Source organism: Dyadobacter endophyticus (assembly GCF_014641595.1).
Lineage (GTDB): Bacteria > Bacteroidota > Bacteroidia > Cytophagales > Spirosomataceae > Dyadobacter > Dyadobacter endophyticus.
Window position 1 is genome coordinate 216872 of sequence record NZ_BMIA01000001.1, and the last position, 16918, is coordinate 233789.

Below are 16918 nucleotides of genomic sequence, written 5' to 3' on the forward strand. Positions count from 1 at the left end.
CGCTATTTTTCATCTATCTTTTTAATCAATTCCCTGAAAGCCTCCATTTCCTGGTCAGACATCTTTTTGTTGCCGAGCAACTGCATCATCAAATTACTGGCAGAACCATTGAATATGGTATCCACTACCCGGTCAAGAAGCAGGCTTTTCGTTTTGGATTCTTCCTGTGCAGCCCAGTAAATATGCTTCATCTGGCTTTCGTCCTTTTTCAAAAAACCCTTTTCTACCATGATCTGCATCAGCTTCAAGGTCGACATATAAATGACCTGCCGCGTATGTTGGTTCAAGTGGTCATTTACAAAGCGTGCCGTTGACGGACCGAATTCCCACAACACTTGAAGGATTTCGAGCTCCGACCTGGTCGGCTCCTGATTGGTGTCTTTTTGCTGGTTTTTATCTTTCATGTTTCAAACATAAGAAAAGTTTCTTAGAAAACATAAGAAATATTTCTTATGTTAAATATTTTTTGATAATATTGTCCGGTGCCCTGTAAATCAATGCACTGAACATAAGAAATATTTCTTACTAGCGGTAAAAAATAATACACTTATTAGATCCATGAAAAGAAAAACTGTTTATCCGGGAGTCCTGACCAGCTTAATGGTCCTTTTAACAATCGCATCGTTCGGTCAGCAACTTGCCCCTGTAGGGCAAAGGGTAGCCAAAATTGACTCATTTCTCACCTTGATGGCACACCACAAACTATTTAACGGGAGTATATTGGTTGCAGAAAAAGGAGAGATCGTTTACAAAAAATCATTTGGCTATGCGGATAGGGGCCGCCGCATCAATCACTCAGAGAACACTCCATTCAACCTGGCTTCTTTATCAAAACCATTTACTTCCCTTGCTATTTTACAGCTGATCCAGAAAGGAAAACTCAAATTGGACGATTTTGTTACATCCCACCTGCCCGATTTTTCATACAAACAAATAAGCATCCGGCACCTGTTAAACCAAGCCTCGGGACTGCCTGGTTTGGAAAGAAGTGAAAGAGAATACATTAAAAGCCACCCTGGCGAAATCGTTGCCAATGAAACGGTCTATTCACACCTGGTCGAGTCGAGACAACCATTGTCATTCATCCCCGGGACACAATGGAACTACAACAACATGAATTATCTGATTCTTGCACTGATTGTGGAAAAAGTAAGCGGTGATGATTTTGCCAGTTATATGAAGAAGAACATTTTTGAAGTTGCCGGAATGAAGGGCACCTATATCAGGTCACGTGAAATGCCTAATACAACCAGATATAACAGGCCGGTTATGTACGAGTCCGAATTTCGAAATGTTGATTCACTCGATCACAATCGTTACCAGACTTATTATCATTTAGGCGGAATTACGGGTTCAAATAACGTCGTGAGCACGATACAAGATCTTTGGTCTTTTGACAAAGCGCTATCTAATGGAAAACTAATCAGCCCGGAAATGATGGAGATGGCATTTACTCCGCTAACATTGTCAGATGGTAAGGCTTTCAGAATGGGGAGCAGTACACGATCCTATGGATTGGGTTGGAATGTCTATAACAGTAAAACCGAGCCGGTAGAAAAGTTTGTTTTTCATGACGGCCATATTGTAGGCCTTTCCACGGCCATGCACAAAAACCTTACTTCCGACCAAACCATCCTTCTTTACGATAATATGGATAACAACCCGATACAACTGATAATTTCCGTTTCAAATATCATGACGGGCGCCGCACCTTTAAAGATCCGGCAGACCCGCTCTCTGGCCAGAATCTATGGAGAAGCACTCGTGAGTAAAGGAATTGATTTCGGAGCAGCGAGATTCAACGAAATGAAGAGTGATACGCTAAATTACCATGTAGATGAATCCGAACTGAACCGTCTGGGCTATGATTTTATGAACCAACCCTCCGACAAATTCCTGCCTTTGTCGCTGGAAGTTTTTAAGTTGAATACCGTCATTTACCCCAGAAGTGGCAACACATACGACAGCTACGCAAATGCACTTGAAAAAGCGGGCAAAAAAGAAGAGGCCATTCTTATGTACAAAAAATCAATTACACTTTCCCCGGGAAACGAGGATGGTAAAAAAGCGCTCATGAAATTGCTTGAACAAAAAGAGTAGGCAAGACACGTCTGAAAATAGCCTTTCTCTAAAAACAATTTTGCCCGGAGTACCCGTGTGAAATGAAAACCTCGTGATGCCGGCAGTATTGAGAAGTCAGGCTTGGAGCACGCCTTGTCAGGAGAACTATACGCAAAATGCGGTAGGCTCGGTGGTGAAAGAGTTGTTCATCGATATCGGGGAAATTAATCGGAGCGTTGAGTCGGCTAATCATTTGTTCCCGGTCTACTGTTATTGCACACGACTGCCAGATGTTGTGACCGGGTATAATTACTGGGTTTTTGTCTGTAAATTCTCAAGAAATAGACCACGCAAATCTGTTTTGGACTAACCATCTGGTTTCCGTATAGTTTGATTACTTATCTCTTTTCAATAACGACTTATTTGAAAACCACGAAATTTGGCGGGGAGCAACCTGCTACGGAAGCGGCAATACCACCAGTGGTGATCTGTGGCATCGAGTTTGTTAAACTACAATCATTTTTAAATTACGTAAGCTGGCCAATCGATATGAGGGCCTTATGATACGGAATGGCGATGGTAGGTAATTTGTTAAAAATGAGCGAAAATTGTTATTTGTAAGTTACATAATTGCCAGATTTTGTATTTTACAGATAACACTTTTATGGTTACTCATTAAACGGGTGTCTGGCTGGAAAATACGGTACCACAGACCACCCCATTCCGTGACAGATTGACCACCAGCCACAATTCGCTGCCCTTGGGGTAACTCGCTGGTGAAAAGAAAGATAGAGTGGCCAGTATTCCTGTAATTTCCACCTTAATACGCGATCATATTTACATCGTTTGACATTATTTTCTTGTAAGGATTAGCTAGGAATGATTTAACAATTGGTCGCATGGAATTGCCGATCACGCCGTGCCCCTTGTTTTTAAGCAGGAAACGCTGACTATTGGGCATGTAATGGCTAATGCGATCGATGTACAAGGGGCGGCAGGCGGGGTCGAGCTCGCCGTCTGCGAGAAGGGCTGGGACAGCGGAATAGTATGGCTGTTTCGTGTTTAGACTGACCGAAGGCACTTTCCAGCAGTCGCACATTTCGCGATAAACGTCGTTGATATGGAAGCCCGCCAGATAGGGGTAGATCTTGTCCAGTTCTTTTCGAACTTTTTCGGAGTGGTAGGCCGTCTGGTCGGCGCAGTAGACGGATAGCCGCATGCCGTCCGGCGCACCGTTTCTGCGGAAGAAACCATCGAAATAGGGACGGATGTACGGTTGGTGGTTCCCGTTTACCATATCGGTGATGATGCGGGGTAGCTCCTTTCGGCCGGAGTCATCGTAGAGCTTGTCGAGGATGATGGTCAGCAGCTCGTTTTTGGTGTACTTGATGCGTATGGAGTCTTTGGTGCCTGGTTCCAGGTACGGTAGTTCAAAAGTTTTGGCGGCGATGGAAGTGAAGTATTGGTGAAAAAGGCTCCTAAGCCCACCGTAATGCTGCTGGCTTGTGGAATCCCGGGCAATATTTTCAAAATAGATATGCAATGCCTCCATAAAATTCACCGGTTCGTCTTCATCGATAGGGACAAAGGTTGGAAGCGGCGAGTCCAGGATCAGCGAGCGGATACGGTCAGGGTCACGTTGCAGCACGGCCGTCATCAGGCCACCGCTATATGATACCCCGAACAAGTTCACCGAATCGATCGCCAATGCTTTCAGCAGGTCGTGAATGTCCGAAACGGTTTCGTCGGTATTGTAGCCGGCAAGGTCAATGCCCCGCTTTTCCAGCGCGACCTTGTATTTTTTCAGACCCACAATGGCCATGCTGTCTTTGTTCAGGTTGCGGCGGGTGGCTTCTTTAAGTGTTTTATCGAGCTCGAATGTACGCAGGTAGGGCAATGCAAAACGCGTGCCTCTCTGTTCGAAAACAATGCAGTCCCGGTCTTCGATGAAGGGGCTTTTGGCAAGCCCAGCAGCCATTCCCAGCGAGCTGCCACCCGGTCCGCCGGCCGTAAAAAGTACCGGGTCACGGCGCTTGTCCGGGTTTTTGCTCCTGACGACAATGAATGGCAGTTTGATCATCCGGGCGTTTTTCTTGCTGCGATTCTCGGGAACAAGCAGGTAGCCGCATTGCTTCTCAAAAGTGCTGTCCGGCAGGCTGGGGCCGGAAGTGTAAGATTGCTTCGCATTGTCGGGGACCGTTTTCAAAAAATCGGGATCAACCCTAAAATCGCAGCCCGATTGCTCGATTTTGACGAACTGCGCAGAAAGACGGCCGATGCAAAGGATAATGATCAGGAAAAGGGTGGTAAGACGAGGCATATAATTTTTTTTCCAAATCTAGTTGACTGTCAGTATCTTCGTCAAGGTAAAAATCGGACAATTGAAAGAGATCTTCGACCCTATCCGCGATCACTATACATTCGCCCAACCTTGCGGCGAGCTTGCGAACCATATCGATTTTTTCTCCGAATCCATTGTCAACGACAGCGAATTCACGGTCGAAATGTTCCCAAGCTGGACACCTACGATGTACATCAATCTCGGTAATCCTTACCGGATTTCTCTTAACAAGTCGACTTGGGACATACACGCCGGTACAGACATTCTTGTTCTTCGTGACCTGCCGACCACACGGCATAACCTGCCCGGCGACCGGATTTTTACGATCAAATTTCACCCTGGCGGATTGGAGGCCATTCTGGGTATATGCCAGGTCCAATTCAAAGAAAAGCTTGTGCCGTTGCATAAAATATTGCCCGCAAGCGTGATTAGCCAACTAAGAGACAGCCCCACCTTCCACGTGCGCAGGAAGGTAGCAGAAGCGTTTCTTCTCGAAAAACATCAAAAAAGGGCAAGTGACCATTATCTGACTTTTGTGCAGGATCTGACGGAGACCTATCATCAAACACGTTTACAACTCAACGTGAGCCAGCTTGCAGAAAAGCATTTTGTTACTTCGAAGAGCGTCAACCGATATTTTCACCGCGTCATCGGCATTAATCCCAAAGGTTATTTCTCAATACTCCGGGCCAGGACTGCACTCACAGCTTATGTCGCAAGCCAGGAGTTTGATCCATGTGCATTTGGCTATTACGATAGCAGCCATTTTTATAGGGATGCGGTGAAATTCGCGGGTACCCATTTATCAAGCATTTAATACCACTTTGCGCTGATGTATCAACGACAGATTTGAGTGTTAGCCTGTAAAGCTGGGGATGAATTCGATATCTGGTGTTGGCTCTATATGATCTTGTAGTGAGTATCTAAACTGCTTAAATCTTTGAAGGTCGCTTTCGGATTTAGCTCATCACTGAACAATTCAAATTTGACCGGCCCGTCTTGTCACTCATAGATATAGGAATTTTCATCCTTGAAGGAGTAAATAATGATACCTCAACGGTTCCTTTCAATCGAATCAGCTGTCTTCACAAGCTTTCTGCATTTCGTCCCGGAACAGGCACGTTCGTCCCTTTTTTTTGACTTTATAGCTACCCAAAGCCACCTTTGGGAAAGCTATGGCACTGATCGATCTGGATAAAATTATTGTAAAAAGAACCATTCTGGGTATTCGCTGTACTGTATGCGGAGGAAACCTGCTTGTTTCTGAGAAAGAATCTGCCATTAGCAAGCTTGCCAGGATCATTTCTCTTGGCATCGTCAGACCAAAAGACTATGCATGCGAAACCTGCAAAAAGCGGTACATACTGCTTTGACGGCACCGGCGTGTTCGATTCAGACCTGTTTGAAAATAGTTAATTATAAACCATTAAACCTTTAATCATGCCTACCTACCTGGTTGAAATTCGTCATTCCGAGAAAGTTTCGGATTGCTTGCACGTCATCAATGGTTTCTGAGCTTAGGTTCGCACCTCATTTCACAGGACATTGGGGATGTAAGGATGGTGTGCACAAAATGTGGTTTGACAGCAAAGAACAAGTTCTTCAATTCATTCCCCCGCTAATGCGGCCTCAGGAACACATTGTCGAACTGAATAAGTTCCGTGTCGAGGATGTGGCACAGTATGCCACAGAATGACTCCAAAGCATATATACTCAACGTTTGAAATGATCAAATCCAGCCTGGAAAGGCGGAAACAAATGCCAGGTCCGGAGACGGGTCTGGTTTCGTCCTGTTTAAAATTCAACGAAATGAAACAAACTGTACTTGCTTATAAATTGCCAAAAGCAGTAATGAGACTGTTGCTTGCGCCCCTGATGCTATTATCCGTGGAAGGCGCTTTGGCGCAAACAACCTGGAATGGCAGTGAGGATTCGGATTGGAGTAAGCCGGCCAACTGGTCGGCGGGTGTGCCGGACGCCAACGTGAAAGCAACTATCCCGGACGTGACCAATGATCCCGTCATTTCCGGGATGGCGCTGGCGAATTCTGTACTCGTGGAATCGGGAGGCTCATTGACGATACAAGCGGCGGGAAATCTGACGATTGACGGTTCTTCGGTATATACTACTCCGTTCAATGCCACGGCCACACTTAACAACCTTGGAAACGTCACCAATAACGGCACGCTGACCATCGGATCGGCAACGGGAGCAGGTGCTTACGGTATCGCCAGTCAGGGCGTTTTTACAAACACTTCAACCGGTGTGATCCGTATTGACCGAACAACCGACACTGGCTTATATGTCGTTTCCGGAAGCTTTACCAATAGTGGAGATATCATTATAGGCAGCAGCCAAACTGTTGGGTACCACGGTATCTGGAATGACGGGGCGTTTGTCAACAATGCAGATGGCGACATTCAGATTGACCGTTCCTCGTTGAGAGGCCTTGTAACCAATAGCAACAGCTTCAATACGGGCGGGATAATTACCATTGGTGCCATGGCTAACGTAGGTTCTAATGGGGTTGAGAACCGGGCTACCCTGAATGTGGATGCCTGCGGGAAACTGCTTGTGCTGAGAGGAGGCTTTGTCAATGAAAGCGGTAAAAGCGTGACCAATGCCGGATTGATTCAGATCAGCAACAGATTGACGAATAATGGCACTTTTACGAATGCTGGTGTTCTCAAATACAGTGATTTGAGCGGATCGGTGTCCAACAACTATGTTATTGTCAAAAACGCGCCGACACCAATTTTTAGTTACGGTGTAGGAGCGTCAGAAAGTGTTGAAGGCATCTACAAGGACAGCGACGGCGCGGTGTCGGCAGGTGTATTCTCTGCTCCGAATAATTTTGTTCCCGATGCATCTTTACCGGTCGGTGCGAATACACTTTATGCCAAAGTGGCCATTGCAGCCGGTAGTTGCGAATATCTTGTGCCATTTACCTACGTTGTATCGCCGCCCGCAACGGCAAACCAAACGACCTGGACTGGCGCCATAAACGGGGCCTGGAACGAGCCTGGCAACTGGTCCAATGGTACGCCGACGGCGGATTACCTGGCGATTATTCCAGGGACTTTCAGTAATGCCCCGGTCATTTCCACTACTACGCAAGCAGTGGCTTATGCGGTTCATGTTCAGGAAGCTGCCTTGTTGAATATTGAAGCAGGCGGCAGCCTTACAATCAGCGGTTCAGCACCATATGCGAGTCCCTTTAATCTGACCGCTGCGTTTTATAATGCAGGCGTTTTCAAAAACAGCGGTAATGTGATCGTTGGAACGACGGAAACCGCAGGGTCTTACGGCCTTTTTAACCTGGGACTATTTTATAACAACGGGGGAGCTATCCAAATCGATTATATCTCGCAAACCGCGCTCTATAATGCGTCAGGAGCCTTTTCGAATTCGGGAAGCCTTATTTTAGGAAAAAAATCAAACATCGGCAGTGTTGGAATTTGGAACAGGGCCGATTTCTTCAATTCAAACACAGGATCGATTAGCATAGACCGATCTTCCAGCAGTGCAATCACGAATGAATCAGCCGCTGGTACCTTATTTACCAATAACGGAACGATCACGATTGGCGGGGAAGCTTCCGCAGGAACCTACGGCATTGATAACCGCTTCGATTTCGACAACAATGCCGGAGCAGAGATCAGGATTGACCGGACAGCAGAAGCTGGCCTTTACAACGCCTACACTTTTAATAATGCTGGAAATATTATTATCGGAGAAAATGCGGCTGTTGGCGCCAATGCCATTTACAATCAAGGACTGATCACCAATAAGGCCTGCGCAACGCTTCGGTTGCCTCGTGGCAATTTTCTGATCGTGTATCCAAATCGGGTCGAAAACAATGGGCTGCTACTGATCACTAATTCGCTTGTCAACGGGGGGATGGTTACCAATAATGGGGTATTGAATGTCGGAGACAACAGCTACGAGGTAAATGTTTTCAATAATTCGGTTTTCGTTCAAAATGAGGCACTTCCGATCTTTCGGTACGGCAGCCCATTTTCCGGGACCGTCGACGGCATTTTCAAGGATAAGGAAGCCACGCAGTCCGCGGGAATTTTCACCGCACCGAACACTTTCGTGCCGGACGTAGTTAACAACACAGTCCTGGCGCTATATGCCAAAGTAACGCTCAATTCGGGGTCGTGCAGTTACATCGTACCGTTCCGACTTCCGGCGGCTGCTCCGGCCATCAGCATAAAAGGCAAAGGTGTTATTATTAAAAACGGAGATCATATTGCCGATCCGGTAGACGACACCGCGTTCGGCCTGTTATACCCCAGTGAAGGAACGTCAGTGCGTACCTATACCATTGAGAATGTGGGGCCCGCTGTGCTGAACCTGACAGGAACTCCCGCAGTAAGTCTGACAGGATCCGGCGATTTTACGGTCACCGTCCTGCCGGCCACGACTGTGCCGCCGGGCGGAAATACTACTTTTCAAATCACTTTTGATCCGAGTTCGGCAGGGCACAAAGAGGCAATTGTAACTGTCGCAAGCAACGATTCCTATAAAAATCCCTACACTTTCGGGGTAGCTGGCGACGGAGCTGAGGGCTGCCTCCCGAAGACAGCTAACGGTCAGATGGTTTGGACCGGCGCTGCGGGGACCGACTGGCAGGACCGCTGTAACTGGTCTCCTGCATCGATTCCCGCGGAAATTAATGACATCGTAATCCCGGCTACTGCTAACCAACCGGTGATCCCTGCGGGTTATGATGCGAGGATTAAGGCCTTGGAGGTCCAAAGTGGCGCAACGCTGGTAATCGAAGCCCTCGGTAGTCTTACGGTGATGAGATCGAAACTGACCGGGGATTCAGAAACGGCACTTTACAATGCCGGCAGTATTCAAAACAACGGGCAGCTTACATTGCTGGATGCGGCTGGCACCGCGACTTATGCCATATCGAATGCTGGAACATTTGCAAATACTTCGTGCGCAGAACTTTCGATATCAAAACCACTAAAAAACACTTCTGCATTTGATAACAATGGGCTGATGACGGTCACAACGGCCTCTGCACATATAAATACGGGCACATTCACTAGCGATGGGATCATCGTGTACCCTCAGGGAAATGCGATCCCGGCTGTAACCAACAATGAAATCATCGTCGTGCCGGGCACGGTAGCGTCGTGTGAAACATTAAGTCCCGCCTTTAACTTCAACGGGCCTACAACATTTACGATCTCGGGTGTTTTCAAGGATGCGTCCGGTTTGGTGAGTGCGGGCGCCTATAATGCAGGCGCCAATGCGTTTACAGCTGACGCCGCCTTGGGGGAAGGCATTCATGGGTTATTCGTCAAAATTGAAGACCCCTCTAACAGCTGCGTGAGAACTGTTCCCTGGCAGTTGACTGTGACAAAATGCTGCATCCCACCCGTTTTCGCTGCTCCCACTGTAACGCAACCCGCGTATCCTGTGGCCACGGGAACGATCGTGATCAACATCACGGCTGCGGAACCCGTTGAATATAGCGTGGATAATGGCAGCAACTGGTCTGGAAATGCGACATTCGGTAATCTGCCGGTTGGCAGTTATCGTCTCAAAGCAAGGATTACCGCACTTCCGGCTTGCGAGAGCACTTATGCAAATAATCCTGTCGTGCTTACGGAATTTACAACAGCCATGGATACCTGGACTGGTGCTATTTCGGATGACTGGAACCTGGAAGGAAATTGGCAGGATGGGACAGTTCCGACCACATCCGACGATGTGACTATCCCTGACGTCGCTAATGATCCCATCATCCGGGCGCAAATCACTGGCGTAGCGAAGTCGATATTTGTGCAGGGGGGGGCCTCGCTTACTGTTAATGCCGGAGCAACGCTAACGATTAATGGCTTCGCATCCTACGCATCGCTGCAATCGGGTGCGGCGCCATTCAATTTTACGGCTGGACTCAATAATCTGGGAGCCTTGAACAATAGCGGTACCGTCGCCATTGGTTCTTCGAGTGGGGTAGGGGCTTATGCGGTTGTTAATCAGGGTAATGTGATCAATAAATCCGGAGGAAGCATTCAAATTGACCGCTCGGAGGATACCGGTATTTATAATGCTGCCGGAAGTTTCACCAATGGCGCCGCGATTACCATCGGGGCTGCTGAAAACATAGGTAACCACGGAGTATGGAACGACGCTACATTCACAAACAGCAGCGACGGTGTCATTAAAATTGATCGATCGACGCTGAGGGCATTGATGAACAATGCGGATAGTCCCAAGTCTGTTTACGCAACCTTTCACAATGAAGGGACAATAACCATAGGCCAAAATGCCACTACCGGGGCAAAGGGTGTCGAAAACCTGGCCGACTTCAACAATATCGGTGCGGGTAATATCAACATCGATCAGACGAGCGAAAACGGCCTTTACCACGCGTCAGGCAAGTTTATTAATAGCGCACGCATTACCGTTGGTGGTTCCGCAACTACCGGACTGAATGGCCTGGTGACCTGGGGTAACTTTACCAATAGCGCTAACGGAGACATTCAAATTTACCGGGTGTCTAATATCGGGCTGCATAACGCCTCGGGTACTCTTCAAAATCGAGGAAAAATCATCATCGGAGCAACAGCGGGTGCAGGAAGGACCGGTTTTCAAAACAATGGCACATTCAATAATACAGGCGCGGCAGAGCTTAGGGTCGACCTCACATTGGCGACAGCAATCCATCATCTTGAAGGGGACTTCAATAATGAGGCGCAGATCGTGATCGGCGCACTGGGAACTGTCGGCCGGTACGGCATCACGACAGAAGCACCTTTCACCAATGCCGCCACGGGAACGATCCATATTGACAGAAGCGATCCATACCAAGGACTTGGGATCTATCAGAACCAGGGCGTCTTTGAAAATTTTGGAGATATTATAATCGGGACAAACGCTGCGGGAGGAAAGACCAGTCTGCTCATCGATAAAAACGGGACATTCAACAACAATGCTGGTGGCCTTCTTAAAGCCGATCATAACCAGACTTTGGGGGTAGAAGTTTCAGGAACGCTGAACAATGCGGGCAGCATCGTGATCGGTTCGGTGGAGCTACAAGGGAATTATGGTTTGTATAACAACAACGGCATCATTAACAATAACTTAGGCACAGGCGGCGTCCGTGGTCAGATTCGGATCGACGGATCTAGGGAAGCGGGATTTGAAAACAGGGGAAAGCTGGTCAACAATGCCGATTTGTTCATTGGTTTGACATCGTCTGTTGGTAAAGCCGGAATAGATAACCTTGGCAATATTGAAAATAATACAGGCGCACTAATCGGCGTCGACCAAAGTACTGTCAACGGCATTGCGATTTTGGCTGGAACGGTTTCCAACTCCGGTTCTTTCGTGCTTGGTGCAAACAACGCGTTGGGCTCAAATGGAATTCTTAACAAAGCTACTTTCAATAATCTGAATGGAGGTAAAATCCAGATAGACCGCTCCATCCGGAGCGCGCTGCAAAACTTGGCCAGCTTTACGAATGCAGGTGAGATCACAATCGGGTCGATTGCCGCCGCAGGGGAAGTCGGCGTTGAGACGCATTCCGTATTTAACAATAACACGGGCGGGCATATCCGGATCGACAATACGACCGATATCGCTTTGTCAACACCCGCCGGGACCTTCACTAACGCAGCCGAAATTACAATCGGTGGCGTGGCAAATGTAGGCCGTTACGGTCTGGTAAACCGGGCCGCATTCAATAACAGTGCTGGCGGCAACATTCGGATCGATCGTTCTACCGACACCGGCTTGTATGAATCTGCGGGCACATTCAGCAACAATGCGGTCATCACCATCGGTGGCTCTGAGCAAATAGGTGTTCATGGCATATTCAACGAGGCTACATTTATGAATGCGGGGGAAGGCAACATTCACATTGACCGCAGTACTGCCGCCGGGCTTCGTAATTTCAACGGTGCTTTTAGCAATGCGGCACGCATCTCAATCGGCTCCAAAACTAGTGTCGGCACGTTCGGCATCCGAAACCAGGCCGCTTTTGCAAACAATGAGGGAGCAAGCATCACGATCGACCGCGCGGCTGAGGGGATTTTAGTAGAAGATAACACCTTTGCCAATGCAGGTACCGTCACAATTGGTGGGGTTGAAGCAATGGCCACGCTGCTAACACGGCAGGGACCGGGTAATTTCAGTAATAATGAAAAAGGTATTTTTAAAGCTTCCGGACAGATCGCAGCGGCCGGGTTCACGAATGCGGGTGGCAAGCTGTCGCCAGGCTATTCGCCCGGCAAATTGACCTTTAACGAAAGCAAGGATTTTAGTAGCAGTATCATGGACATCGAGATCAATGGTCCCGGTACAGCCGGCGTGAACTACGATCAGATAGAGGTGCTAGGGATGGCGACGTTGGGTGGTGCATTGAAAGTGACTGTCAACTACGCGCCAATGGACGGCGACGAAGTGATTATACTGAATGCAACAGCCATTGTTGGCAAGTTTAGTACCGTAACCGGTGCCACGCGCTGGCGCATGGAGTATGGATCTGGAACAATCAAGCTGGTGTATGACTCGACTTTGCCTGTTAATCTGGCAGAGTTCAATGCGAGCGCGGCGGGGTCTGTTGTTGAATTGCAATGGCGTACCGCTTCCGAAACGGACAATGCAGGATTTTATATAGAACGCAGTACAAATGCTGCCAATTGGCACGAGATCGGTTTTGTCAAAGGAAATGGGACAGCTAATACTTCAAAAGCCTACCGCTTCGAGGATATCAATCCAATGCCGGGCATGAACTACTACCGTTTAAGACAGACAGATTTTGACGGCAAAACAGAGCACTCTCGAATCAGGGCCGTCAAGTGGCTGACCTCCGGTGCGGAGATTACTGTCTGGGCAGACATTGCCCGCCAGGGTCACATCAAAACAGAAGAGGTTATAAAACAAGTAACAGTATTTGATCTGTCGGGAAGGGTAGTGGCTGTTTCGAAACAGAAAAGTTTTGACCTGTCTCAAGTCGCTGCCGGTGTATTGCTGGTGCGCATTCATACCAACAACGGAATTGTCACGAGAAAGCTGCTACTTTGGCAATGATGTTCATCTGAGTGCGATATTCGGTGCACTGGCATATAAAGGGATTAAGAGCAATCTAATGGGACAAGTTAATCTGGTCTTAAACTCCTGCTGATGTGATCATAGAAAAATACGGGTTGAAGAGTGATCGAGGTAGTCCGAGGCCTTCAACTTTAAGTTCGTGAGATGCTTTCGTAGTCAGATGCGTGTTTTCGTAAAGAATCTGCCAGTATCAATGCTGATTTCTTCCGGTAGGCATCTTTCGGCCAAGCGATGGTTGCCTCCCGGGCCATACCGTCCCCGCTGATGGCGATGGATTTCAGCTCAGGGTCATGTTCGACCGTGGAGCTCATCAGTACTGTCACCCAGCGGCTGGTTTTTACAAGTTGCAACAGCATGTGAATATCATTGACTTCCATGCTTACATCCGGATGTAGGCCTTCACTTTGAAGGATCGTGTCCAGTTGATGGCGGATACTGTAACCGCCCGAGGGCAAGATGAGCGGAAGGGAAACCACTTCTTTCAGGCTGACAGAATGATTTGCATCGACGGGATGTCTGGAATGGACAATCAGGGACAGCCTCGATGAAAATAGTGGCTCGATTGTCACGTGATCATTGTTATGCTGGCCGTAAAAGGAAAGCATTAAATCCAGTTTTCCTGTATGCAATTGGTGGAGCAGTTGCTGTGTCGTACCAAAACTGACGATCAGCTTTACTTTGGGATATTGCCGGCTCAGGTCGGATACGGCTTTTGTCAGCAGGTTGGTCAGGCCGTAAGTTGCGCCGATATTTAAGACGCCCGTTCTCAAATCCATCATATCACGCAGCATCACCCTGCCATCCTCCGAATCCTGCACCGTCTTCCTGGCATAAGGCAGGAAGGAATTTCCTGCTTCGGTGAGCCGCACACGCTTGGCGACCCTATCGAATAGCGGCAGCCCGAGCTCTTCTTCCAATTGCTTGATTTGCTGCGATAGAGTGCTTTGCGTGATGAACAGCGCCTCGGCTGCATTGGTGAAATTCTGCAGCTCGGCTGCCTTGATGAAGTATTTCAACTGTCGTAGTTCCATGAAGACAAGTTAAACAGTTAATCGGTTTTAACGATGAACTATATTGAAAAAATGAGTTTAGACGATTAAAAGATCCATGCGACCTTTGATTCATCAAAAATCAAAAAACAAACAGATCATGGAAATCCAACAAACCGCAGCTAACGCCTTATCTCATGTTGTAGCCAAAGCAATCATCAACGCTCCAATTGAAAAAGTCAACATCGCCGATTGGCTGCTGAACCTGCCTGACGCAGAGTACCAGAAATGCTCGGTCAACCATATTGCTGCTGGGGTAACGACTACCTACCAAGGACAACCGATGTCCATTAACGTGGAAATGATTGGAGACGCGCTCGTTATCCAGCACTATGTCGCCACAGAGCACCGCGCCGACTATTGCCGCATGCTATCCCAATCAGATGTGATCGGAAGGAATGGTCGTAGTAAAGTGCAGGTGCTTTGGGAGTTGAGGGCCACCAGGATTGACGACAACACCTGCGAGTATACCAACGAGATCCACGCAACTGCAACACAAGAATTCCTTGACTTTATTGCGACTCATGGCATTACATTGGCAGAGGCAGCGGCGGCAAGGCAAGCTGCATCCGACCTGCACAACCAGGAAGAAACACCGCTTTTTGCCAAAAGCATAGAGAAGAAGGCATTAACCCGTAGGTACGGAATCTGATCAACCACCCTGAATTCCGCAAAGCATTTGCTTGTTAAGACTAATTGACCTATCGTCCCTACGCTTTGAATGGAAACGCCTTCCGAGGTTTTTGGGGTTATATAAAATTGTCTGATGATTTTTAACATGAGAAGATTACACTTTAAAGATCCAATGACGCCCTCCCAGGTATTCAAACGGCAGAAAGTAGAGTTTCCGGTCACGCTATCTTTGGTAAATCCGTGCTGGGGGATCACCTGAATCTCAACTCAGGCGCCATCTAAAAAGGGAGGCATGATTTTGGAGACAAGCTCCCTTAAATGCTATGCTGTAAATGAGGATTGCCACGTTCAATATTAATGGTATCAATGGCAGGCTGCCGGTGCTAGTTCGCTGGCTTGACGAGCAGCAACCTGATGTTGTCTGCCTTCAAGAATTGAAAGCGCCGACAGACAAGTTTCCACAGCGCGAGCTTTCGAAATTGGGCTATAACGCGGTCTGGCACGGGCAAAAAATGTGGAATGGGGTGGCGATCCTGACCAGGGGGATAGAGATACAAGAAGTCCGAAACTCATTGCCTGGTGATCTGGCTGATGACCATAGCCGGTACATCGAAGCGATCGTAGACCGGATGCTGATTTGCTGCCTTTATCTTCCCAACGGCAACCCTGCACCGGGGCCGAAGTTTGACTATAAACTGGCCTGGCTAAAAAGGTTAAAGAAGCATGCGAAGTATTTGCTTTCAGAACAAGTACCTGTCGTGCTGGCAGGCGACTACAACGTAATCCCAACGGATATGGACGTTTACAAGCCCGAGCGTTGGGAGGATAACGCTTTATATTTCCCACAGGCCCGTAAAGCGTACAAAGAGCTGGTCGGCCAGGGATGGACGGACGCAATCCGTCACCTTTTCCCTGATGAAAGGATTTACACTTTTTGGGATTACCTGCGCAATGCCTACGGCCGCGACGCCGGCCTTAGGTTGGATCACCTATTGCTGAGTCCACAAATTGCGCCGCGGCTCGTCGGCGCAGGCGTTGACCGGCACGTAAGGGGCTGGGAGAGGGCAAGTGACCATGCGCCGGCCTGGATCGAGCTAACCGACCAATGAAATGGTTTCAACTTAAACTTGAATGTTATGCCTTGGTATAACGGGGACTATCCGCCATCCTATAAAAACCAACCAAAGAAGATCCGCGAGAAAGCGGTCGAAATTGCAAATGCCCTTCTGCTGGACGGAGCAGAAGAGGGTGTTGCCATCGCAACCGGGCTGAAAAATGCGAGGGAGTTTTTCAAGCACAAGAAAAGCGAGCAGTAAGCTACAACTCGCGCATGTATTCAATCCTAAGGCATCGGGACGACTTACCGGATCACGTTTGGTACGATGTTTTTTAAATATTGTGACTGTTTAACGTGTAACCATAATATAGAGAGTCATGGGAATAAAGCCGGGACCGAAAAGAATCGCAGATTCGACAGGTAAACCAGACAAGCGCCAACGAGATAATAAAGAATCTGCTGGCAACACACCTTCCTTGAAACCGCACAAGCATAAGAAGGGGGACTGATTGGGGGATTTGAGGGCTATCTGCGTCGCAGGGTGTTATTTATTGCGCACAAACCAAAAAAATAGAGGTCTGATCAGTCACTTCTATTTAACATAACATAAACTTATGAATCCGGTCTGAGCTCGTCTCCCAGGTCACTGAAGCGCCATTGATCGAATGGATTGCCTTCATTGTCACGGGTTGGAAC

General features: G+C 48.0%; 9 protein-coding genes. 6 read left to right on the plus strand and 3 right to left on the minus strand.

Going from position 1 to position 16918, the window contains the following annotated elements:
- Positions 1–2 precede the first annotated feature (2 nt).
- Complete coding sequence (locus IEY24_RS00995) at positions 3–404, minus strand: BlaI/MecI/CopY family transcriptional regulator (protein WP_188927784.1); 402 nt, start codon at positions 402–404, stop codon at positions 3–5.
- Positions 405–558: 154 nt separating this feature from the next.
- On the opposite strand from IEY24_RS00995, the gene IEY24_RS01000 reads away from it, so the two are divergent.
- Complete coding sequence (locus IEY24_RS01000) at positions 559–2100, plus strand: serine hydrolase domain-containing protein (RefSeq protein ID WP_188927786.1); 1542 nt, start codon at positions 559–561, stop codon at positions 2098–2100.
- 781 nt (positions 2101–2881) lie between these two features.
- Here IEY24_RS01000 and IEY24_RS01005 read toward each other — a convergent pair.
- Positions 2882–4381, minus strand: coding sequence for an alpha/beta fold hydrolase (locus tag IEY24_RS01005; RefSeq protein WP_188927788.1), 1500 nt, complete (start codon positions 4379–4381; stop codon positions 2882–2884).
- 61 nt (positions 4382–4442) lie between these two features.
- On the opposite strand from IEY24_RS01005, the gene IEY24_RS01010 reads away from it, so the two are divergent.
- Positions 4443–5219 (plus strand): helix-turn-helix domain-containing protein, encoded by a 777-nt coding sequence (locus tag IEY24_RS01010; RefSeq protein WP_188927790.1) that lies wholly within the window; start codon positions 4443–4445, stop codon positions 5217–5219.
- A 992-nt stretch (positions 5220–6211) separates the two neighbouring features.
- Complete coding sequence (locus tag IEY24_RS01015; RefSeq protein WP_188927792.1) at positions 6212–13462, plus strand: DUF8693 domain-containing protein; 7251 nt, start codon at positions 6212–6214, stop codon at positions 13460–13462.
- Between the two features lie 152 nt (positions 13463–13614).
- On the opposite strand, the gene IEY24_RS01020 is transcribed toward IEY24_RS01015, so the two are convergent.
- Positions 13615–14514 carry a LysR substrate-binding domain-containing protein gene (locus IEY24_RS01020; protein ID WP_188927793.1) on the minus strand — a complete coding sequence of 300 codons (900 nt, stop codon included), beginning with the start codon at positions 14512–14514 and terminating at the stop codon, positions 13615–13617.
- Positions 14515–14632: 118 nt separating this feature from the next.
- Between IEY24_RS01020 and IEY24_RS01025 the strand changes: the two genes are divergently transcribed.
- From IEY24_RS01025 to IEY24_RS01035, 3 genes are all read left to right on the plus strand, one after another.
- Positions 14633–15184, plus strand: a complete 552-nt coding sequence (locus IEY24_RS01025; protein ID WP_188927794.1) for a hypothetical protein — start codon at positions 14633–14635, stop codon at positions 15182–15184.
- A gap of 313 nt (positions 15185–15497) precedes the next feature.
- Entirely contained in the window at positions 15498–16274 is a 777-nt protein-coding gene (gene xth, locus IEY24_RS01030) for an exodeoxyribonuclease III (RefSeq protein ID WP_188927795.1), read from the plus strand.
- Between the two features lie 27 nt (positions 16275–16301).
- Positions 16302–16481: a DUF2188 domain-containing protein gene (locus tag IEY24_RS01035; RefSeq protein ID WP_188927796.1), complete on the plus strand. Its 180-nt coding sequence runs from the start codon at positions 16302–16304 to the stop codon at positions 16479–16481.
- Positions 16482–16918 lie beyond the last annotated feature (437 nt).